Source organism: Promicromonospora sp. NPDC057138 (assembly GCF_042670845.1).
In the GTDB taxonomy this organism is placed as follows: Bacteria; Actinomycetota; Actinomycetes; order Actinomycetales; family Cellulomonadaceae; genus Promicromonospora.
Window position 1 is genome coordinate 58,583 of record NZ_JBHUUX010000006.1, and the last position, 21,583, is coordinate 80,165.

Sequence of the window (21,583 nt, forward strand, 5' to 3'; positions counted from 1 at the left end):
CGGCTCACGCTGCCCGACGGGCGTCCTGATGGCGGCGGCCGGGTGAGGCCGGCGCGGCGACGAGCGCCGAAAGTGCGTCCACGATGCGCCGGTCAGCCATCCGGCGGCCAGCGAAGCGCGCGACCGCTCTCGCCAACTGCCCAGCAGGGATCACCCGGGCGCCCGGCACGCGCAACAGCGCTCGACGGAACGTGCCGGCCCGAGATGGCCACACCACGACGAGCGGCCAGACGATATCCGCCCGGATACCTTGCTTCTGCAAGAAGGCGCGGAGCGCGCGTGCCGCCATCTGCATTGTCTTCTTCTCGGCGTGCGAGAACCGGTGCAGGCCGCGGAATGTGCGGCCAGCGACGGTCCAGTAAACCCCGGGTCGCCAGACCTTGGCATCGACCAAGAGCACACGGCGGCCCGAGACCACGACATGGTCGATGTTGGCCTTGATGCCAGGGATCGGAATGCGGAGGTCGTGCAGCACGGCAATGCCGTGGCGGCGTGAGGCCTCGTCGAGAATCTCTGCGGTGCGGAGCTCGCCAGCTTGGCCGATGCGGGCGACGTCGGCATTCGCTGCCCATGACGGCACCCCCGTGAGCCCTGCTCCCGGTCGGCCGATGATTTGCCCCTCGCTGTGGATGCGCTGTTCCATGCTGCCGAACATGCGCACCGGCGCTGCCGGGGTACACACGCCAGCCGCTGACACTGGGTCAGCGACACCCCGGGCGACGGCACTCGAGGCGGTGGACTACGACTCGCGGGTCGTGCTCGGGTAGGAGCAAATCTGCGGCGGCGACGAGGTGTCCGCAGGGCCAGAGGCGATCGCCCACCTCACAGAACGCTTCGTGTCCCTGCCGGTCACGCCAAGCTCGGCAAAGACCGGTTCGGCGAGGACCAGTACAGCAACACGATCGATGTGACGATCACGGCCCAGCCACATCGGTGGTCCTGTCCGCGCTGTCACGCTTCCTGGAGGCTGCCGGCGACCGCGCACTGATCACTCGAGGACTTGGCTGCGTGGTTACCGACGCCGAGTTCCATGCCGAGCATCCGCCGTCGAGATCCGCAACCGAGCTCCCCCCGGAGACGGCAATGCGCTTGATCGCCCGCGGAACATCACCGCAGGTCAGTCGATATGGTCGCCGCCCCTGGAGCGTGGCTCACACCCGTGCTAGCGTCTCCTGCATCTACCCGGCGCAGCCGGACCGCATCGCCACAGGTCACGGCAGCCTTCCAATGCGAAGGGTTCTGTCGGAACTAGAGCCCGTAGGGCATAGAAACTGGAGATTGCATGCGGTTGCACACAAGACGACTTCCGTCTTCCGTCGGAACCAAAGCCCGAAGGGCATAGGAACAGGTCCGACCAGACGTTGTTCGTCAGGTCCGACTCACGACCAAGTCGCCATGATCAAGCCCTAGGTCGAGCGCGCCTGTGATAGCCGCTGCAGCACGCCGGGAGCGCATGCATGCCCGGAACTAGTCGCTCCATGCGCGGTACCCCGCCTCCCATCGTGATCCGCGTCCCGCTGTTCCGTCTCGACGTATGCAGGGTTCACCCTGTTCTGCCCTTGTGGTCCGACACGGCATGCAATGAGGTAGTCCCTACCCGTCGACGAGTGGGAGCACGATGCCCGGCAGCGCTGAGCACCGATCGGACCGGTTCATCAATCCGTATACGTTCGTGTCTTTCGCGGCCGAGGGGTCACCGGAGTGGCGCTTCGAACCTGCCGGTCACGCCAAGCTCGGCAAAGACCGGTTCGGCGAGGACCGGTACAGCGGCACGATCGATGCGACGATCACGGCCCGCAGCCCGCTGCTGATCCGCAATGTTGATGCCGAGGGCGATGGGGCGCCGCGGAGGGTGTTCGAGGGGCAGTTCGACGGCGGGCTTGTCCCCTACCTGCCCGGCTCGTCCCTGGCGGGAGCTGTCCGGTCGCTCCACGAGACGATCACGGGCGGCTGCCTTCGGGTCTTCAACGCGGACTTCCGACCCGGATACCGGGACCAGGTCGTGCGGCGCCGTGGTCGCTGGCGGCTGGCCAGGGTGTCGGGAGTCGATGTGGACGGTCGTCCGACGCGACTCAACGTGTGCGACCGGAAGACTATCCGGATCGACCATGCGGCCCTCCTCGCGGCTCTGAAACTGGGGGTTGGCAGGCCAGTGCTTCCGGCGAGCGGGATTTGTGTTCTGGTAGCACCGTGGGCGCGACAAGGCAATGGGCTCGGCCCGGATCGGGTAGAGGACCCTGCGGGGCTGAAGGTCGTTATCCAGGCGGCGGATGTGCCGCGTGGTGAGCAGCCGTGGGCTGTCCTCGTCACGGAGCCGACAACCCGCACGGGCGCCGTGTGGTGGACGGCGGGGCAGTTGAGTCACGACCGTGACGTCGTGCTCGCCGAAGGGGCCTGGGAGTCGTACCTCTACGCGGTTGCTGGTTCGGACGACGTCGTGAAGAAGCGTAGTTCCGGCAACTCGCTCGTGGAGGTCTCGAAGGAGTTCACCGAGACCGATGACAACGGGCTCGAGACCGAGGTCGTCAAGGTTGGCCGCCGGCACATCGCGCAGCGCGGACTAGTGCTGGGGCAGATGGTGTGGGTCGAGTGCGACCTGCTTGACGACGCGACAACGGAGATCTTCGGCGTCGCGCTGTCCACGGTTTGGCGGCACAGCCCGGCGGATACGGCGGCCGACCGCGTCCCAGAGCACTACCGTGCGTGCCACGACATGAAGAGTCTGTGCCCGAGCTGCCGGATCTTCGGCGCGGTCAAGGTGACCGGCCGCGATGCTACAGCGGGGCAGCATGCGTACCGAGGTCACGTGCGCTTCGGCGACGGTATACCGATGAAGGCGTACCCGTTCCAGTATCTAGACCTGCCGCCACTTGGTCAGCCGCGACCCGGGGCCGGTCAGTTCTACCTCGACCGGATCGCGGCGGACGAGGCGGGTGCCGCGCCCGAACCGAATGGGCTCCCGCTTCGCGAGTGGGGCTCTACGACGGACGACCGGCAGCATCGGAACCTGCGCGGTCGCAAGCGGTACTGGTTGACAGGTGAACCGTCCTCGCGACAGTACTTCCGCGCGACCTACAAGGGGGCACCGAGTCTGTCGAGTCTCACAGGGGACGACAACGCAGCCTCGATGCACACCGAGAACGTTCCGACGATTCCCTCAGCGACGCGGTTTACGGTGAAGGTCTCGTTCGACGGCCTCAGCCTGGCTGAGATCGGGTCGCTGGCTTGCGCCCTGGACCCGCACCCCCTCTTCCCCGACGCGCCTGCGGACCACACGTATGGTTCGTCGGTCGGCGGTGGTCGTCCGCTCGGATTCGGCACGATCACAACCGCCATCGACGCCCTCCAGCTGGACACGGCCGCCTCGCGGTACCTCGGCGACGCCCAGCCGTCGATCACTCTCAGTGACGCCGTCAGCGCCTTCACCGCGGACCTGAGACTCTCCGAGGCGCGACGCATCCAGCTGGAGCACGTGTTGCGACTGGGGTTCGTGCCGGACGACCTGGTCTGGTACCCGCCAGCGAAGCCGTTGGCCCGAGGCAGCGAGCATCTGACCACAGCGCAGATTGAGGACCTGCTCAAACCAGGGTTCCCGTTCTGGGAGGAGACCTCGGGGGCACGGCTCAAGAAGAGCGTCCGCTCGCTGCGCCAGCTCCCACTCGCAGAGTCCCCTGTGGAAGCCCAGACGATGCCCGTCATCACGGAGAAGCAGAAGTGACATCAAAGGTCTTCGTCGATGTCGCTGCCGTCCGAATCCAGCACTATCTGTCGCGATCGAAGTCTCTGCGCGGTCGCCGAGCAGCTTCCGGCGAATTGGCGCAAGCCACGTCGCGTGAGGTGATCGAAGAGATCGTGAAGCCGCTAGCTGAGATTAACAAGGACGCTGGCGACGTGGACTCGGTGGTGAGTCTCGTCTTCGACGACCCGGGCGAGGGCGTACGCGCGGACTGGATCAACCGGGTCGAGGAGCTGGTCCTGGCGCACCTGCGCAAGCGGCTCCCGGCGGTGGAACTGCAGTCCTTGAGCGGCGTCGGAGACACCTACCTCGAGGCGTACGCATCGCAGATCGGTCCGGCCAAACGGGACGGCCGTGTGCGCCGGGACCTGCCGCCGCCGGCGGAGTTCCCGTTGGCGCAGCCGTGCCGGGCCTGCCGGGTCGACCCGGCGGTCGGGCACCGCGAAGTGAACGGAAAGTCCACGGCTTTGTGCCTGGACTGCGTCATGAGGAACGTGTCGCAGTCCGAGGCCATCCGCGACGAGGCGTCGCCGCTGGGGCGCCTGGCTCGGCACGCCAGGCGGCAACCGCCAGATGGTTTCGACGACCTGGTTCTGTTGTCGGACGTCCCGGCGAACCGGACCCAGCTCGCGACGGTCGCCGCGGACGGCAATGCCTTCGGCGCGTTCTTCACCGCGCTGGCCCGGCACGGGAAGGACGACGAGAAGGAGCAGATCTCGACAAGTCTGTCTTCGGCGGTGTTCCAGGCGCTGACCGCAGCGACGGACGCGGTGTTGGTCGCCCTTCCGTCGCACAGCCTGCCCGTCGTCCCGCACGTGATCGGCGGGGACGACGTTGTCGTGACGCTCCCGGCAGACCAGGCGTGGCGGTTCACCACGGAGTTCCTGTCCCGGTTCGACCGGGCGATCAAAGAGTCCGTCGGTCCCGTGGTCGAGAAACTCGCCATGCGCCGGCGCGCCGCCGGGGACATGAGCCCGGTGGTCATGCCGTCGGTGTCCGCAGGCATCGTGTTCGCCCACTATGCCCAGCCATTCGGTCTTGTGATGGAGGCAGCTGAGCGCCAGCTTAAGCAGGCCAAACGTGGCCGCAAGGGCGCCAGGGCGGCGATCTCGTGGCTCGATGTCACAACCGACGGGTACGAGCATCCCGGCCGCAGCCCAGTCGACCTGGCGACTCTCCGAGAGGACGACGTTCCATCGGCCGCCGCTCGTGGCCTCGACAGGCTCAGCGGCACGACGTCGAGCCACCGCGCTCAGCTTGTCCGCGCGCTGCGCACGGCGGACCAGACCATCGCCGCCAGCGTCGCGCTACGCAACGGCACCTGGGAGCAGGTCCGTCCTTTCATCGGCGACAACGCCGAGATCTCGCTTGACCAGGCGCTGAGTATCGTGAGGTGGTGGCGGTGATCGTGACGATCACGTTCCACGGCCCGTTCCGGGTCGTGACAGCCGACGGGCGTCCCGGTATCAACGACGCCGTCGACCCTGACGAACTGCTCCCGGCGTCCGCACTCAAGGGCGTGATGCGGCAGGCAGCCGACGTTCTGTTCCCGCAGCAGACCACGTTGACCGAAGCCGTGTTCGGGACCCCGCGCACCGCGTCCCCCTGGGCCTGGGGGCCGGTCGAGTTCGCGACGACGCCCTGCATCTCGGTCCGGGCTCGCGGGTCCATCGATCCTGAGACAGGAACAGCGAAAGACGACCACCTCATGTTTGCCGACGAGGTGTGGGCGACCACAGCGTCGTTCGAGATCAGCCGCACCGCCTATCTCGAAAGGGACACCACCGGCCGGCACGAGGCGCTGCTTGTCTGTGCTTCGGCGGGCGTTCACGCGCTCGGCGCGGACCGGCGCCGCGGCTTGGGCTGGGTCACGCTCACCCCGTCCGTCCCGGTCACCGAGGACCTGCTGGATCTGCTGGGGGTACCCGTATGAGGACATGGACTCTGACCGCGACCACCCGCCAGCCGCTCGCGCTCGGCACCGGCCCCACCGGCACTGCCCCGACCGAGACCCATGCCTACGTCCCAGGCTCCGTGGTCCGTGGCGCGTTCGCCGCGAGGTGGATCGCACAGCATGGCGTGCCCGACGGCGCGAACGCGCACCGGGGAGAGTTCATTGCCTTGTTCGAGAATGGCGTCACGTACGGGCCGTTGATGGCCGAGGGGTCGACTATCACCCCGGTGAGCGTGCGCCAGTGCAAGTACGGGGCGTGCGGCACCGTCGTGGACGCCGCGTTCGAGGTGGGCGGCCTGGCCGAGTGCGGGTGCGGCATGCCGCTCGAGTCGTCCAAGGGTGGCGTGAGCTTGCCGATCGGCCTGCGCCGGCAGCGCACCCAAGTCCACATGAACGTCGACGATACGGCTGCTGACGGTGACCTGTTCACCCGCCGCACCTTGTCGTCGTCGAAGGGCGGGCACATCTTCCGGGGCAGCGTGCGCGTCGATGCGGTCCTGCCGGTAAGTGCCGCAGCTTGGTTGCAGTCGGTCACAGCGCTCCGCGTGGGTGGGCGGCGCAGCACAGGCGGTGAGGTCCAGGTCACGCTATCCGACGGCGTACCTGAGCTCCTAGGGCCTTCCCAGCACGTCGTGCTGGTCTTCGCGTCGCCGGCGATCCTCACCGATGCCTCTGGCCTTCCGCTCGACCTCACCAGCCCCGACGCGGTACGCGACGCGTTGACCGACGAGATCGGAGACGTGTTCGGCGTCCCCATCACGAAGGTGACGACGTGGACGCGCGATGAGCTGGTCGGAGGTTGGCACGCGGCCTCCGGCCTGCCGAAACCGATGGAGCGGGCGCTGGCCGTCGGATCCGTCTTGCGGATCGACCTGGCAGAACCCACCAGCGGAGAGGCGATTGGCGCACTCCGTGACCGCGGGCTCGGCCTGCGCCGCGGGGAGGGGTTCGGGCACGTTGTCGTCCGCGCGATCGCCTGGGCACCGACTACAGTTGAGGCGGAAGCCCCGTCCACGGCAGTGCCCGACGAGGTGATGGCCTATGTCCGCGACCTGCTCGGTTCGCCGGCTGCGAATTGGCTCGCTGTCGAGCTGAGAGATCTCGTCGAGGCTCTCGCCGCGACCCCGCCGGGCGCTGAGCGCCCGGCGGCGGTCCTGCTGGACCGGCGCACCTACCGCGAACTATCCGGCTCGATCCGTGAGCGTGTCCGGGACCTGATTGAGAAGGACACCAGGCTGATCTACGCCGTGCAGGCCCGGTTGCGCGCCGAGCTCCGGCTTCAGGACGCGGTGGCGAAGGACGCGCTGGCGAAGGACGCGCGATGAGGGTCCACCTGCTGCACCTCACCCTGACCGCCCGCAGCCCGTTCGGCGTCGCCGCCCCGGAGACCACTGAGTCCGGGTCTACGACTAAGCCGAGCCTGCCGCTGGCAACGAACCCGGCGGGCGAGCCCTACCTGCCGGGCACCTCGGTCACAGGTTCCCTGCGGGAGGCGACGCCAGAAGTCCGACGCGGAGCGCTGTTCGGGTTCGCGCTCGATGACAAGGCGGCCAAGGCCGCCAAAGAGCGCAAGAAGCCCGTCGCGCAAGCGTCCCTCGTACGAATACTCGGCACCCAAATGACGCCCCCGCACGAGCCCGAGGTCCGGCGCCGGGCCGCGATCGACCGCCACCGCGGCGCTGCAGCCAACCGGACGCTCTACTCCCGCCAAACCCTGCCCGCCGGGACCATCGTCGAGGTCTGGCTACGTATCGACCAGCCGGGTAGCGAGTCGCCGCTGCCCGAGGTCAAGGCGCTGCTGACCGGCTGGCGACCGGTCCTTGGCGGCGGGCGCACCACCGGACACGGCGACCTGCAACTCACCGCGATCCACCATCGCGAGCTTGACCTGACCACCCGGACCGGGCTCCTGACCTGGCTCTCGCAGGGCGGGCCGGGCATGGTGGGGCCGGACGTCGACGGCACAAGGCGGCTCTTCCCCGACAAGGACGAGGCCGTTGTGCCCCTCGACCACCGCTTGCTATTCAAGGACCCGCTGCAATTCCGCGTGCTCGACGCGCTACACCCGGGCTCTGGGGCGTCGTCGCGCATCGACGGCGGGACGGTGGCACGCGTGCTCAAGGACGCCAACGAGACCGTTGTTGTGCCAGGCAGCACATGGAAGGGCCTGCTGCGCTCACGCGTCGAGTACGTGTACCGGTCGGTCGGGCTGCCTGTGTGCGACTCGGTCAGCGACGACGGGGCCGGCCCCTGCGGCACGTGCGACGTGTGCCAGGCGTTCGGGGCAGCGAAGTCCCGCACCGCGACCTCCCGGCGACGCGGCTACCTCGCATTCCCCGACACCCCCGTCAACGGCGGAACGCTTCACACCCGCAACCACGTCGCGCTCGACCGAGTGTTCGGCGGGGCGGCCGACAAGCAGTTGTTCGCCGAGGACGTCGTCGAGGGCGGCACCATCCGGCTCGCAATCCGCGCCAACGGAAACCCGGCGCCGGCGTTGCGCGCCGCCGTCGTCCTGACGCTGGGCGACCTCGCCGACGGGCTGATCGGCGTCGGCGGCGGCACAACCCGCGGGTACGGGACCCTCGCCCCCGACGAGGCCACAGCGGCCTGGCTCACGATCGAGCGGCCCGCCGCGCAGGCAGCACTGAAGGCCGCAACCGAGGAGGACCACACGTGACCACCACCGGCTACCTGGTCCGGCACGGCCGCATGCCCTGGGCGCAGGCCCGCACGCTGTTCGATGACACGGTCGGCACCTGGGCGGACCTCGACGGCCTCCACGCTGCCGAGCCTCCGCCCGACGACGCTCCGCTCACCACCCACCTATGGGCCTGGGCCGATGACATTTGCTGGCGGCTCCGGTTCGACGGCAACGAAACCCTCGTCGCCGCACTCCACCTCGACGCGATAGACGGCGACATCGTCCCCGTCCGGGTGCGCGACGGATTCCCGTGGGGACGCAACGACGCTCAGGCCGGCTCGCTGTCTGACGCTGCCTACGCGCTGAAGTTCGAGCTACTCGAAGTCACGGGCGCGGCGCCGGTGACGTTTGTCCGCAGGAAAAGCACCAGCCCGTGAGGTGGTGGAGGCCGGTTTGGAACCGGCTGAAGGACAAGAGCACGATCGTCACCTTGCTCTTCGTCGTGTCATCTGGTGTCACCGTCGGTATGGTCCCGACGATTGCCGAAGCGCTCCTGGACACAGGAAGCCGACCGTACCTCGGCAGGTACTGGACACTGGCCGGCATTGCCGCATTCATCGCCGTCGGGTGCTGGACCTACCGGATCGACCGGGGAGTCGGAGTCGTAGTCCAACTCTTTCCGAACGCCACTCTCGACGTGCAGCGCCTGGAGAAGCTGCGCGCCACCGCGCGACAACGACAAGGTTCCGCGTTCACCATCCACCCCGCACGCCACCTTGGTGACGCCCCCGAGAACGCAGGTGCCCGCGTCGCTCTCGCTGCACACGAGATCGGTGCCCGCGTAGCGGAGGCAGTTCACGGCGGGCGGGAGGGAGAGGTCTATCTCTACCCGCTGGCGATGATGCCCGACGGGTTCAAGCTCGGCGCCGCACTACGCACGCAGGAGTTCGACCTCCTGGAGGTCATGCACGTATCCCGCAAGAAGAACCGGCGAGTCGTGCCCGGGGTTGTACTGTCCGACGAGCTCGAGAAGAGACTCTCCGACATCCAGACCCGGGTCCTGCTCACCCGATTTGCCCGCACGACCGCGGAACCAGAACTAGTCTCCCTGCGGACATGTCCCGAACCTGCCCGGCGTCGGCTTGCGGTGGTTGCCAATGTGACCGGCGACCGGACCATGCAGCACGACGCAGAGCACGTCATTACCCACGGCACGACAGAGGTCGCGGGCGAGCAGGACGACGACGGCGTGATCACCTATCGGCACACGGGATACGCCCTGCAGAGAGACAGCCCCCAAGGTCCACAGGCCGGCGCCTACGTAGCGATCGACCTCAGCCGAGAGCCGCTCACAGAGAGACCGCGCTGGTTCGGTCGCGCCGTCCGACACGTCTTCACCGTCGCCGACCGTGTGCGAAACGAGTGGGCCCGCACCACCGCCCAGGACCCTCGCGACGTCGAGATCCTTCTTTTCATCAGCGCACCCGTAGCAATCGTGATCGCGCTTGGGTGGGCGTTGAGCCGATGGAAGGTGGACGTCGTCCGCCACAACCTGGGACTGGCAGGCCGCACCCGTACCGAGCGCCGACCGGAGACATTATGAGAGACCCTCTCGTAAACCTCATGCCCCACACCGTCGAAATCCTCGACCCCGACGGGTCGGTCCTCCACGACCTTCCCGAGTCGTACCATCCGGCGAGTTGCACGGAGTTCGCCGGACCAGCCGGGAGGTTCGACGGCGTGCCCCTGGTCCGGGTGATGCTCGGCTTCGTCACCTGGACCTGGCTACCGGGCCCCACCGAGGGCACCCGGCATGTCGTGTCCCGACCCGCCGCAGACGCCGCATCTCACCGCAGTGATCTTCGCGTTCCGTACGACCTTGTGCGCGACGACGCCGGCAACGTTGCCGGCTGCCGAGCTGGCGCCATTGGCCCTGCCGTACCCGAGGGCACCTGATGCCGTCGAGGTGGCAGCTCGTGCTCCGCCCCCGAGGGCGCTCCCGCGCACAGGTGACTCCCACGCAACTGCACGGGCTGGCCTGCGCGCTCTTCGAGAGCGCGGGTGCAGACCACACCGCGCTGGTCAAGCCTTTCTCCGTGGCGCCGCTGCTTGCCACGCCCGGCAACCGGGCGCTGCTGACGATCGGGTGGCTGGACGATGTTCGCCCGCCGGGACTGGAGTCCATCACGGGGCGCGACGTACGTCTCGGGTCGCAGTTCTTCACCGTCGAGGAAGTGACCGCACAGCATGTCCCGTACGCCGCGCTCGCCACGATGGCCTCCGTGCCCGCGGTGACGATCGAGTTCGCGTCCGTGACCTACTTCAAGCGCGGCGACATCCAGGTCCCGCTACCCGATCCGGGTCTCCTGTACCGGGGGCTCGCCCGCCGCTGGAACACCTTCGCGCCGATGGTGATCGACGAGGAGACTCTGACGGTCCTCGACCGCACGGTGGCCGTCAGTCACGCCGTAGTCACGACGGACGCGATCAATCCCGGAAAGGGTCCCAAGACCGGGTTCCGAGGCGTCGTGACCTACCGCTGCCTCGCCACGTCCGACAGTGTGCGGGGCGTGTTCACGGCACTGTCAACCTTTGCTGAGCATGCAGGCGTCGGAGCACAGACGGCACACGGCCTAGGTTGGGTCAAGGTCGTCCTGCACAAGCCCGACGCCGGACCGTGACAACCGAGCCACTGCTGAGCTGCGCAGCCCCTCTCGTGCGGGAGGCATCTGCGCAGGTCAATCGGCCACGTGCAACAACTGTGACCCGCGTCACCCGCGTGCTAGCGTGCTCACGCGTCTCCGCGCGCGAACGGCCGTGGCGCGGCCGGTCGGACGGCCTGTCCAGAGCAAAGTGTCTCCGCGGAACGGAAGCCCGAAGGGCATGGAAACGTCAAGTTCGTAAGACAGAGAAATGTGGCGAGGTTCCGCGGAACGGAAGCCCGAAGGGCATAGAAACGTCAAGTTCGTAAGACAGAGAGCTGTGGCAAGGTTCCGCGGAACGGAAGCCCGAAGGGCATAGAAACGTCAAGTTCGTAAGACAGAGAAATGTAGCAAGGTTCCGTGAAATGGAGGCTCGAAAGGAAATGGAAGCTTGTCGCGGTCTAGCTTCTGTTTCTTGTAAATGGTGATCCCTCAGATCGAAGCCACAAGGGCCTAGCGGCAGCATTGGTGGTGCCTCCTATTGGTAAGTGTTCAAATTTCCCGGGGAGCGAAAGCCTAAAAGGCGTGGAAACTGGCACCTGACTTTGAGCCTGGTCCTACGGGAATGCTCTCCGCGGCACGAAAGTCCGAATGGCGTAGAAACCCGCGACCAGCCAGCGGGAACTCGAAGGGGCTAGACACTTGCCAGGACTGCGGCCGGCGTCTGTAGCAGTGGAGGACCCCTAGGAGCGAGAGCCTGCAGAGCGCAGTTGCTCGCCATCGACGCTCGGACGCTTGCGCCAGCGGTTGTGGTCGGGTGAGTACCGGCCTGTGTCCGACGTGCGCTGTGGTGATCCCAGAACGTGATGCGACCGCCACATTGGAGACCACCCGCTGAAACGGGGCGGTTGGACCGCCGCACATCGGGAGGACATGGATGAGGAGATTGGCTGGAACAGGCTCCTGTGGATCGCGATTTGGGCGCTGCTAATCCCGACACTTGTAGCCGTGGGGATCTCAGCAACCACCGACCCCTCTCGTTCGGCGTCAGAGGTCGAAGGGATCGTGCTTGACGAGTACCCGAACAGCCGTATTGCGTCGTCGACTCGGGAGATCGGTGAGGGCCTGTTCCGGGTCGACGTCGTTACCGACGACCGTCTGCTGAAGTGCATAGTGGACGTGCCGAGCACACGTGCTGACTGCTTCGAGCGGTAACCGTCGTCAGGCGCTGTTTCGAGTGGGCGCCCCGTTCTCGGCGTTGACGGTGAGGCCAAGCCCGGCAGCATGGTGCGCCTGAACGTCGGGCACTGCACCAGGCACGCGAAGCCAGTGCGGGGTGCCGCCCAACAGCGAAGCATTCCCGGCGACGGCGGTCATCGTCAGCCGGACCCGTGGCTCGAACGGGACCACCGAGGTGCCGAGCAGCGACACGGATTCCCAGAGTCGGCTCTCGTGGGCAACGTGCGCCGAGGGCGGACCGGTCGGCCGAGATGCGACGAGGTCGTGGACGCCGGCGGCAGCCGTTCGGGCCGCGGGGAACCATTCCTCCCACGCCATGACGGCCATTCGCGCGGCGACTCGATCAGAGGGTGTGCCGGGGTAACGCCGCGCGCTCGCCGCGACCTCGCGGTGCACGGTCTCGACGACGGACGCGGTCCGGCCGCCGCGCACTACTTCGCTCGCTGGGTCCGGCGGCGGGCATACGACGAAGAGCACGATCAGTCCCGATGCTGCCAGCGGGTTCCGCGCGAGAGCGCGAGCCCAGTTGTCGATCTTGCGGCGTAGCCCCCGGTTCGCTGAGGCGGTGATCTCGACGGCGATCCGCAGGCCGTCGCGTCGCACGATCGTGAGGTCTGCGGAGCGAGCACGGGAGCGTGGCGTGATGGCCTTCGCTGGTGCTTGTAGCAGAAGGTCGAGCGTGGATAGTTTTTCGCCGAGAACCGTGGCGACGTCGCACAGCTCGGCGACCCGTAGCCCCAGTTCGGTCGCGAGCAGGTTGTGCCGGTCGAACTGGCGGCGTGAGTCCCATGGGACGCCGCCGGTGACCGAGACGAGCTCGTCGAACGTCATGTGCGGTGCCAGCTCGCGGTCGAACACAGTCGAGCGCGATGGGCGCACGAGGCGATGGCGGTGGTTGCCTGTTCCGTGCGGCAGCGGTGTAGCGAACTCGCCGACATCGACGACACCGGTCGAGAACGCCGCGCGTAGCCATGGGCTAGCGCGCGATGCGAGAGAGCGGAATCCGGTGATCGCGGCGAGCTGCTCCGCCGTCATCGTGCGCCACTGGTTGACTGCGCCAAGCCCGGCGAGCACTACGCGACGGCGTGCCGGCATGCGACGGGCGAGGAACGCCAATCCGTCGTCCCGTTCGCCGCGCAAGTACCAGGGAATCCGCGCGACGCCGGCGTCCGAGAGTCGGCGTGCTGTGTCCGACGACACCCACACACCGGACGATCCGGCGGACCACACACCGTCCCAGAACGGATCGAGCCGTTCGGCCATGGTGAATCCGGGCAACGGCCCGTCCCCCTGCATTCGGCCCGGCCCGAAGCAAGAGCCAGCTGCCTCGCTCCGAGCGGTCACCATGAAGCCTCCGACCCACGCCCTTGCCGCGCGGCGAATGCCGTGCGATCCGCTTCCAGGTGCGCCACACGCATCGTGAAGGCGGGCTGACGTTGCCGATTCACCGTCGACCGGACGATGGTCGTGAAGGGGCTGAGGTTGACGACGTCGGAGGCCGACCATGCGGTTCCGTCCGCGGCAAAGTCAGCGGCGAGTTCCGTCGCGACCCGGACGTTGTCCTGGGCGAACGCGATGATCGTCGAGAATCCGGTCATCGCGGTGCGTACGCGCTCGGGAAGCTGCTCGGCGTACTGCGTCGCGAACACGGGCCTCACCCCGTAGGAGCGCCCCTGATCGCGCAGCCACGTGACCACCTCGGACGAGGAACCGGTCAGCAGGCTTAGCTCATCGGCGAAGACCGACACCGACCGCTCGAGCGCCTGCCACCCGGAGCAGTAACGCCGGATTGCGTCACGTAGCCCGAACATCAGCAGCGCCGACATGTGCTTCGAGAGCCGCTCGTCAAGCATCTGTCCGGAGGCGGACGTGCCGGTGTTCAAGACGATGGCCCGGTGCTCCTCGAGTACCTCGCGCCAGGTCATCTTCGGGCGCGACGGCGACCACCAGGACTCCAGCGCCAGCAACTGCGCCACCTTGCTCGACGGCGCGTCGAAGAAGGAACGTCGGGCCGCCTCGGAGCGTCCTTCGTACAGCGGCGAGAGGGCGGCCCGGGCGAGCGACAGCGCCTCATCCGGCGTACCCAGCGACTCCAACCGCACGCCCTCGGACATGATCGCACCGGCCAGAGCCGTGGCCGCGTCGTCGCCGTACCCGGCAAGCAGCATGTGGGCGTACTTCACCGGCGACGCGTCGACCGGCGCCCCGGGAACCAGCGCGGCTATCTCCGGGGTCACGGCCAGGGCCGCCGTGAACACCTGGACCAGTGTCGCGAACGACCGGTCCTGGATCGCGCCCGGCTCGAACGCATACGTCATAGCGTTCACGAAGAACGAGGCCCGATCTGCGACGCTGCCAGGCATCGAGAACATGTCGATGGCCGGTGTCGCCGGGTCCGCGACGTCCATCAGGTAGGCGTGGTCGCCCAGCGCCTGCGCCCACCGGAGGTACTCGACGGCGCCCTCGCCCTTCGACTCAAACGCGACGAGCGAGTTGATACGTCCCGGGTGCCCCGACAGTCCAGAGGGCATCACTCGCTCCAGGCAGCTCCACCCGAACAGTGTGCGGCCTAGCTGCGACTTGCCGGACCCGGGTTGGCCCACCAAGAAGACCCCGGCGAAGGCGTCTGCGGCCGAGAGATAGACCGGTGCCCCGTCGGCACCCTCGCCCACCATCGGGCCGATTGGCTCGTGCAGGGCCGGCGGTGTTGGGCGAGCTTCGGTCGACGACGTCCCCGACAGGGCACCCGCCCCGGGCGCGACCAGACCTGCCACGACCGACGGGCTCACGAGGAACGACGCTGCGGCCAGCGGATAGTCACCGTCGTGCTGCACAGTCTCACCGTTCTCGAGCCGTCGCACTCGTGGTCGGACGGGCGGAATGCCGCGGTGCGGAGGAGGGCGGAAACGGCCCGTCGACGCATCCCGGTTCAGGCGGCTCTTCGCGGTCTGCGTGTGTCCAGTCGACATGAGAAGGCCGACGGCGACAGCGGCTGCTCCGGCGAGGACACCCACTGTCGATAGCCAGCCCGGTGCGCCGTGGGCGAGGTACGCCAGGAAGGTTAGCGTCCAGAGCACGAGGCCGAGCGCGTACCAGCCGGCGATCTCGAGCGCGTGCCGCGGGATCCGGGCCGCGGAGGGCACGTCGAAGCCCGGCATCGCCGCAGCGACCTGAGCCAGGAGCGCGGCAACCGCGCGCCGGTCGCCCGCACCCGCCCGAACGGCCACCATCACCGCACTCGACGACACCGAATGATGCACGGGACTCGGCGTCGCGAGACGTGCGGTCAACCACCGCTTGTGACGGCGCTTCTCCGTGGCCGACGCCTGACGCACCGACACCGCCATCCACTGCCCGGGCGCCAATGCGACAGCCAACCGCCGGGCTGACTCCGCAGGGTCGGCCCCGACCTGAGACTCCCGCCCAGCCGCCGAACCGGGGGAGTGCCGCAGCCATCCGACGGCGCCGGCGGAACTCAGGTCAGGAATCGTGGGCGTCTCGACGGCGCGTGCATTAGTCGCCTGCGCGAGGTGCATCGCGGCAGCTCCGGAAGAGGCACCGTCAGGCGCCAGGAGATAGCCGGCCAGATCGGTGTCCGTGCGGTGTACGAGGAGCGTGACCGTGCCGAGCGGACCGGCTGCCGACGCGAAGGATGACGCCCGGGCGACGAACGCTTGGTGGTTCAGCGGCTCCGAGGACGCGCGGGTCATGCGCCAGACGCGAGGTGAGGTTCCGCTACGGCGAGTCATGCCCTCGAACATGCGCGCGAGGATGTCGATTTCCGCTGGATCCGACGACGGAGCAGTTTGCCGGTGAGGTTGCATCTGCCCCAGAGCAGGCACCTGCGGCGCCCCGACCCGTCCCCAACGTCCTGGAATCACCTGCGGGAGGTGTGCTCGGCTCGGATCGGGTCGCCGTATCGTCGGTGCTACTGGTCCCGCAGCCCGGGGATGAGTTCGTCCGTCATCGCGGCGAGTCGCCGGACGACCGTGGGGTTGTTCCGGACCGGTACCGCACCGCTGGCCTCGACGTCGACTGTGTGCGCGGCGTCAGCGGCCGCCTCGGCCATCGTGAGCACTTGGGGCAGCATCGTTCCGGTCGGGTGGATCATCTGCGCGTCGGGAGTGTTCAGATGCACGGACCATGAGCGCGACAGCATGTGGTGCTCGTAGTCGATGATCTCCCACACCCTGACGTCGACCTTCCACGACCGCGCCATCGACGTTCGCCCTGTAGTGCTCAGCAGGGACCCCGACCGTTCGACCCTGGGACGCTCGCCGGTAGTGTCTTGCCAGGGATCGTCCCAGTCGACGGCGTGCAAGGACGAGTTTGCTGGCAGGTACAGATCGCTCAAGGCGTCGTAGCCGAAGTCGGGTATCGGGTCGATGAGCGCTGCGACCACCTCGCGATCGACCGCGTAGCCACCGTTGGGTACGTAGTGGAAGCCCTGCTCATTGGCAGTTACATTTTCTGAGCCCGCTTGCGCAGCTTTCTTGCGGTGGGTGCCGCACAGGCCGTCAGCCGCGCTGGCCAGCGCGAGGCAGCGAGTTCGGCTCGAGGCCGTGGTTGCAGTACAGCGGTGCAGGTCGCAGTAGATCTCAGCGAGGTCGACGTCGGGCATGAGCTTCAAACGAGGTTCCGGGCAGTTGAGGACTTCGCACTTGGTGGGGTCATAAGGCATGCGAGCCAGTATCGGTGAGTGCAGCACTGTGCACACGAAACGCGCGCCGCGCTTCGCGCCGTGGAGACGATCACGACGTTTGCGTTGCGCCAATATCAAGACATGAGCGCACCGCGGCGTATTGGTCGCCACCCCCGCGAGATCGCGCGGGTGACACCTGACGATCAAACATCGTCGGATGGCCTGGCGGCAGGCGGGTCAGGCGACATCGGACCAAGCCCCAGGATCGGAGGCGCTATCGCGCGTGAGCCACTGCTCTTCGAAGTCCGCGACGGTGAGGCGGGGCGTGTGCTGCCAGAACGTGAGCAGTTCCTCGGAGGCATACGCGTTGGCGAACTGCGGCCCGCTGACGAACAGCTCCCGCACGGTGATTCCCGCCCCTCGACCCCGCGCGCTGAGAAGCGCGTCCCGGCAGGCGTCAGCAGCGGCCTCGATGTGCGACTCGAGGTAGAGCTCGTACTCGGCACGCATCTCGCTCCATTCCAACGCGGCGCGCGCGAAGATCGCGGACGAACGGGACCTTCGCCGGACCATGTCAGGAAGCCTCTGGGGGTTCGGGCTCGTCGCGCGCGATCACCAGGAGCGACTCGACGTCGGTGACATCGGCACGGACAGCGGCGAGGAGCCTGTCCCGGACGCCGGCTGCGGCATTCAGATCGTCGGGGTGCAGGACGACCCCCACCGCGTGCGCGTACACCTGGAACTCGGCGGCGAGTCGGGACCGGGACTCGTCGTCGGGCACCGAGCTCTGCCGGAGCCTGGCTTGGACGAGGTGAACGATAATTGCGGCCTCTGGCGTTCCGGACCGGTGGCCTCGCAATAGCGGAGTCACAGGTGCGGGAGCATGTACTGCTGGCATGCGCCTTGGACGCCGGGCACGACGGGTCGCGAGATCAACGACGTCGTCGTCGTCGTTTGCGGGCGCTTCCTCGTTGTCGTCCATGACGATCTGGCCGGGTCAGGCGGCGGCCGCGCTGTCAGGTCCGGGACGGCCGAGATACGTCTCGTCCGTGACGGCGAGCTCGCGGGCGAGGAACCCACGGGCCACGCTGCGCAAGCGTGAGATCACACGACGCACCCGCGCGGTGGGCAGACCGACCAGCGCGGCGATCTCGGCGCTGGTTCGCACGTCCTGGTAGTTCGGGTCGTAGATTCCTGCGATCCAAGCGCGTGCGATCTTGCCGTGCTCCTCGTCGATGCTGTCGGCGGCCTCGACCACGGAACGGATCGTGGCCAGCGCCTCGTGCGTAGCGATGAGGTCGTCGTCGATGGTGGCGCCGGCTGGTGTGTCGAGGTCATCGAGCTCGAAGGTCACGACGTCGGTCTGCAGGTCCTCAACTCTGACGAGCATGCCCTGGCGTTGCGGGTTCTTGCGGGTCGCAGCCATCCGGGCATTTGTCGCCTCCACGACCTCCGGCGTCGTCGGCTCACGGTTCAGGCTCGCCCGCAGCCCGTCCCGGGTGCGTTCCGCCTCGCGAAGCCGGCGGGCAAGCGCGACGGTTCCAGACGGTCGACCCGAGGCTGCGCCGTCGGCGTACGACTTCACCTTGGGGCGGCAGCGGAGGTACAGCACGCCGTCGAACGAGCGGCGGATCCCATCGATCTTCGTGGGGTCGGCAACCATCTCGGCCAGCCACTCGGCGCACTCTGCGGCGACGATCCCGATGACGTCGTCGACATGGCTGGTGAACGTGAGCCTGTTGGTGCGGACCAGGTATCGCGCGATGGACCGGATGGTGGGCATCTTGGCGCGCATGAAGTCGTCAGCCAGACGCTGCCGCCCGGCGCCGTCGGCTGCGGCGATCTCGAGTAGAGCTTGACGTTCAGGGATGGGGGGTGGCGTAGCTTCCATGGCAGTTACTCCCGTGCCCGCTGGGGACTTTCTCGGGTCGTGTCCGGGTGCGGCGCGTAGGGGAATCCGTGCCACGGTGGTCCCTGCTGTGGATCTCGGGTCGCGTCGAGCAGAGCGCGAATCCTTCGTCCCCTGGATCGGGAATCGATGAGCCACTGGACGGTGGGACGTTCGACCTCGGTGCCGAGGTGATCGAACATCCGCGTGAGGATCTGGCGTACCTGAGCGGGGCCGACCCCAGGCTGAGCAAGGAGTACCTGCCGGAGCGAAAGGCGCCTGAGTGGCTTGCCGTCTGGGGACGTTGCCTCATGGAACACATCCCACATCGGCATCTCGCCCCGCGCAACTCGTAGAATACATTCTGCTCGGATTCGGTCGGCGTGACGCCGCGCGGGCAACACCTCGGACGGCGGCAGGAGCCGTCCTCCGGACGGCTGGGGCGGGTATGCGTTGCGCGGGCTTGGCGTCACGCGGCGACCTCGTTGCCGTGGGTGCTGCCCAGGGCAACCCGGTTGGCCATCGGGTCCGGACCAGTCCACAGGGCTGATGCGACAAGGGCTGCCGACACCGGCGCGTATGGGTGCCGGTGGCCGTACGCTTCGGCGATCTCTTCGGTTGTCGCTCCGGGCATCGTCTGCGCCAGCAGGCGGATGCGCCGGCCGGCGCGGGGGTCGTTGATCGCCTTGCGGACTTCCTCCTGTGCACTGCGGTGCAAGTCCTTGGCGACGTGGCGCAGCGGGTCGACGTTCCGGAACGCACGGGGGTCCAGGCAGCGGTCCAGCAGCGGACCGACTCGGCCCGCGTAGTCGGCGTCGCCGAGCAGCATCCGGTCCACGACGCGTTGCAGCCCCTCGCCGTCGAGCACACGACTCAGCTCTCCGCGCGTCTCGGCGAGCTCGTACCGCACCGCGGCCGCCGCTCGGTCCACCTCCTTGCGCACGAAGGGCTCGAGGCCGAGTAGCAGTTCCCAGCGCGCCGCCGCGCCGTCGTCGGTCAGATCCTGGAGGTGAGCGGCCAGCACGGGTCGGGGGACGTGCGGTGTCGTCAGAACCTGATCGGCGATGTCCGGAGGGGTGCCGTCGGGCATCGCCGGCAGGCGAAGGCTGCCGTCTTCGGTGTACCCCATGCCGGCCAGCGACCACCGAGTCTCGACGTCGTGCTCGGTGATCATGACCGGACCGTGCTCCCAGGAAAGCCGGACGGGCAGGTGCGCGGTTGAGCCATCACGGCGACGGGCTTTGCGCCCGACGTCGATACGCGGTGGCAACCACAGCCACATCGGCAAGACGGCCAGGTTGCCGTTGGCGGGAAGGCTCGACGAGAGGAGATGCGTGGCATGTCGTCCGGCGTGGACGCGCGCGAGCCCGCCACAGAACCAGTCGATCCACTCGTGTCGCTCGCCGTTCCCAACGTCGATGGCTACCTGGCCACCGGTTCCTTTACGAAGTCGAGTTGTGCCGCTGTGTCCCCGTGCAACCATGGCGGGTCGATGTGCGGCAGAGCTGCGCCGGGTGAGCTCACCCGGGCCGTGGACCGACTTGAGGCCGCCACCTTCGGCGAAGAGTCGGACAATGAGGACTGGTGGTCGAAGCCGCCAGCGGCAGGAGGGCAACGGATGACAGACGGCGGCGCGGCGCATGGCGGCGCGGACGGCCCGACGCGGGCGGGATTCAGTGATTGCGCAGCTCGATGGGCGGTGCAGCAGTGCGAGCCGCTGGTCCCCGGCGCAGCTCGCCTGGCGACGGAGGCACGCTTCGTCGAGCTGACTCAGGAGTCGCCCGGACGGACGGCGTCGTGGTTCGGCGGTGTGTTAGCCGATCAGATCGGGACCCTTCCGCCGGACGATCCCTGGCGGAACCTCTCCGCGCGGGTCGGCGACCTGACTCGCGGCGCGGCTCCGCCCGCAGGCGACGGAGCGGTCAGCCCCGCCGGTCCATTCGGGGCGATGGCCGACGGCGTCGACCTAGTGCCGACCACGTTCCCCTCGCCGATGACCGACGTCGGGCTCGCCGCGCTGAGCGATGGCCTGTCGCCGATCGCCGCCGCCGTCCTGGCCTTCGCCACTGACGGTTGGAGCGAGTGCAACGCAGCACTGACCGCCGCCCACGCAAGGATCACCCAGTCCGATGGGCAGGTCACCTCCGCGGCTTGCATCGTGGCGTCTGGAGGAGACGCGGTGCGCTGGGCGCTGTGGCGACGGCGGGTGTACTCCGGACCAGCCGACGACTGGTTCCTTGCGAGCGCCTTCTCCTGGCTCTGGCGCGCCGAGTACCTGGCGGCCGAAGGGACGCTGCCGGCCGACGAACTCGCCGACATCGACGGCGCCCTCCAGGATGAGGCGATCGACCCCACCGCCTACCGCGTGACGGTCGAGGCCGTGTCAGGGAAAGCTGGCCCGGAACCTCACGCTTGATCCCCGTTCGGGGGATTCGCCGGGCCGCCCTTGCGACGAAGCGGGGCAAAGAAGGACGGGCCAGGTCATCTCGCAGGCGCCGCAGAGGTTCGGAACGGCGAGTCGCCCGTTATCGCACCGGGTGTCGTATGTCATTCTCACGCCGTGCTGAACCGTTGTTCTTGCTGGTGAGGTGCCCCGGGGCCGTCGTGGGCGTGCTGTGAGAGACCCATGAATGCCAGTAGGTCCTTGTGGCGGACACTCACTCTCCTCGGGGTCTGCTGCCCAAAGAGCGTCTTGTGCATGGAGTGTGACGCGTTCCTACTCCGACACTCCTACACCGTCGAGTGAGCAGACCATGCGGGTAAGTGAAGGCTGGTCTGACCAGGGATTTCGGCTCATGAAGGGATTGGTGGTGCCGTCGGACCGGCTGTGGGAGAGGT

General features: G+C 67.9%; 18 protein-coding genes. 10 read left to right on the plus strand and 8 right to left on the minus strand.

What is annotated here, in order from left to right; translation table 11 throughout:
• Positions 1–4: 4 nt before the first annotated feature.
• Complete coding sequence (locus tag ACFT2C_RS06105) at positions 5–643, minus strand: nuclease-related domain-containing protein (protein ID WP_377206128.1); 639 nt, start codon at positions 641–643, stop codon at positions 5–7.
• 975 nt (positions 644–1,618) lie between these two features.
• On the opposite strand from ACFT2C_RS06105, the gene ACFT2C_RS06110 reads away from it, so the two are divergent.
• From ACFT2C_RS06110 to ACFT2C_RS06150, 9 genes are all read left to right on the plus strand, one after another.
• Positions 1,619–3,718, plus strand: a complete 2,100-nt coding sequence (locus tag ACFT2C_RS06110; RefSeq protein WP_377206129.1) for an RAMP superfamily CRISPR-associated protein — start codon at positions 1,619–1,621, stop codon at positions 3,716–3,718.
• Entirely contained in the window at positions 3,715–5,142 is a 1,428-nt protein-coding gene (locus ACFT2C_RS06115; RefSeq protein ID WP_377206130.1) for a hypothetical protein, read from the plus strand. The genes ACFT2C_RS06110 and ACFT2C_RS06115 overlap by 4 nt, the downstream gene beginning before the upstream one ends.
• Positions 5,133–5,669 (plus strand): RAMP superfamily CRISPR-associated protein, encoded by a 537-nt coding sequence (locus ACFT2C_RS06120; protein ID WP_377206131.1) that lies wholly within the window; start codon positions 5,133–5,135, stop codon positions 5,667–5,669. Before ACFT2C_RS06115 ends, ACFT2C_RS06120 begins: the two co-directional genes overlap by 10 nt.
• 146 nt (positions 5,670–5,815) lie before the next feature.
• A complete protein-coding gene (locus ACFT2C_RS06125) occupies positions 5,816–7,015 on the plus strand; it encodes a type III-B CRISPR module-associated Cmr3 family protein (RefSeq protein ID WP_377206132.1) in 1,200 nt (399 codons plus the stop codon).
• Positions 7,012–8,370 carry an RAMP superfamily CRISPR-associated protein gene (locus ACFT2C_RS06130; protein ID WP_377206133.1) on the plus strand — a complete coding sequence of 453 codons (1,359 nt, stop codon included), beginning with the start codon at positions 7,012–7,014 and terminating at the stop codon, positions 8,368–8,370. The genes ACFT2C_RS06125 and ACFT2C_RS06130 overlap by 4 nt, the downstream gene beginning before the upstream one ends.
• Entirely contained in the window at positions 8,367–8,771 is a 405-nt protein-coding gene (locus ACFT2C_RS06135) for a hypothetical protein (RefSeq protein WP_377206134.1), read from the plus strand. Before ACFT2C_RS06130 ends, ACFT2C_RS06135 begins: the two co-directional genes overlap by 4 nt.
• The gene (locus ACFT2C_RS06140) at positions 8,768–9,937 is read left to right on the plus strand and encodes a hypothetical protein (RefSeq protein WP_377206135.1); all 1,170 of its coding nucleotides are present in this window, start codon (positions 8,768–8,770) and stop codon (positions 9,935–9,937) included. Before ACFT2C_RS06135 ends, ACFT2C_RS06140 begins: the two co-directional genes overlap by 4 nt.
• A 373-nt stretch (positions 9,938–10,310) precedes the next feature.
• The gene (cas6, locus tag ACFT2C_RS06145; RefSeq protein ID WP_377206136.1) at positions 10,311–11,015 is read left to right on the plus strand and encodes a CRISPR system precrRNA processing endoribonuclease RAMP protein Cas6; all 705 of its coding nucleotides are present in this window, start codon (positions 10,311–10,313) and stop codon (positions 11,013–11,015) included.
• Between the two features lie 894 nt (positions 11,016–11,909).
• Positions 11,910–12,191: a hypothetical protein gene (locus tag ACFT2C_RS06150; RefSeq protein WP_377206137.1), complete on the plus strand. Its 282-nt coding sequence runs from the start codon at positions 11,910–11,912 to the stop codon at positions 12,189–12,191.
• A 6-nt stretch (positions 12,192–12,197) separates the two neighbouring features.
• Here ACFT2C_RS06150 and ACFT2C_RS06155 read toward each other — a convergent pair whose 3' ends face one another.
• The 7 genes from ACFT2C_RS06155 to ACFT2C_RS06185 all read right to left on the minus strand — a co-directional run bounded on the left by ACFT2C_RS06155 (position 12,198) and on the right by ACFT2C_RS06185 (position 19,919).
• Complete coding sequence (locus tag ACFT2C_RS06155; protein ID WP_377206138.1) at positions 12,198–13,478, minus strand: hypothetical protein; 1,281 nt, start codon at positions 13,476–13,478, stop codon at positions 12,198–12,200.
• Positions 13,479–13,555: 77 nt separating this feature from the next.
• A complete protein-coding gene (locus ACFT2C_RS06160; protein ID WP_377206139.1) occupies positions 13,556–14,623 on the minus strand; it encodes a hypothetical protein in 1,068 nt (355 codons plus the stop codon).
• Between the two features lie 1,520 nt (positions 14,624–16,143).
• Positions 16,144–16,896 carry a hypothetical protein gene (locus tag ACFT2C_RS06165; protein ID WP_377206140.1) on the minus strand — a complete coding sequence of 251 codons (753 nt, stop codon included), beginning with the start codon at positions 16,894–16,896 and terminating at the stop codon, positions 16,144–16,146.
• Between the two features lie 198 nt (positions 16,897–17,094).
• A complete protein-coding gene (locus tag ACFT2C_RS06170) occupies positions 17,095–17,430 on the minus strand; it encodes a hypothetical protein (protein ID WP_377206141.1) in 336 nt (111 codons plus the stop codon).
• Position 17,431: 1 nt separating this feature from the next.
• Positions 17,432–17,839 (minus strand): hypothetical protein, encoded by a 408-nt coding sequence (locus tag ACFT2C_RS06175; protein WP_377206142.1) that lies wholly within the window; start codon positions 17,837–17,839, stop codon positions 17,432–17,434.
• Positions 17,840–17,854: 15 nt separating this feature from the next.
• Positions 17,855–18,640, minus strand: coding sequence for a hypothetical protein (locus ACFT2C_RS06180; RefSeq protein ID WP_377206143.1), 786 nt, complete (start codon positions 18,638–18,640; stop codon positions 17,855–17,857).
• A 574-nt stretch (positions 18,641–19,214) separates the two neighbouring features.
• Complete coding sequence (locus tag ACFT2C_RS06185) at positions 19,215–19,919, minus strand: hypothetical protein (RefSeq protein WP_377206144.1); 705 nt, start codon at positions 19,917–19,919, stop codon at positions 19,215–19,217.
• 177 nt (positions 19,920–20,096) lie between these two features.
• On the opposite strand from ACFT2C_RS06185, the gene ACFT2C_RS06190 reads away from it, so the two are divergent.
• On the plus strand, positions 20,097–21,161 hold the full coding sequence (locus ACFT2C_RS06190; RefSeq protein ID WP_377206145.1) for a hypothetical protein: 1,065 nt from the start codon (positions 20,097–20,099) through the stop codon (positions 21,159–21,161).
• Positions 21,162–21,583: the final 422 nt, after the last annotated feature.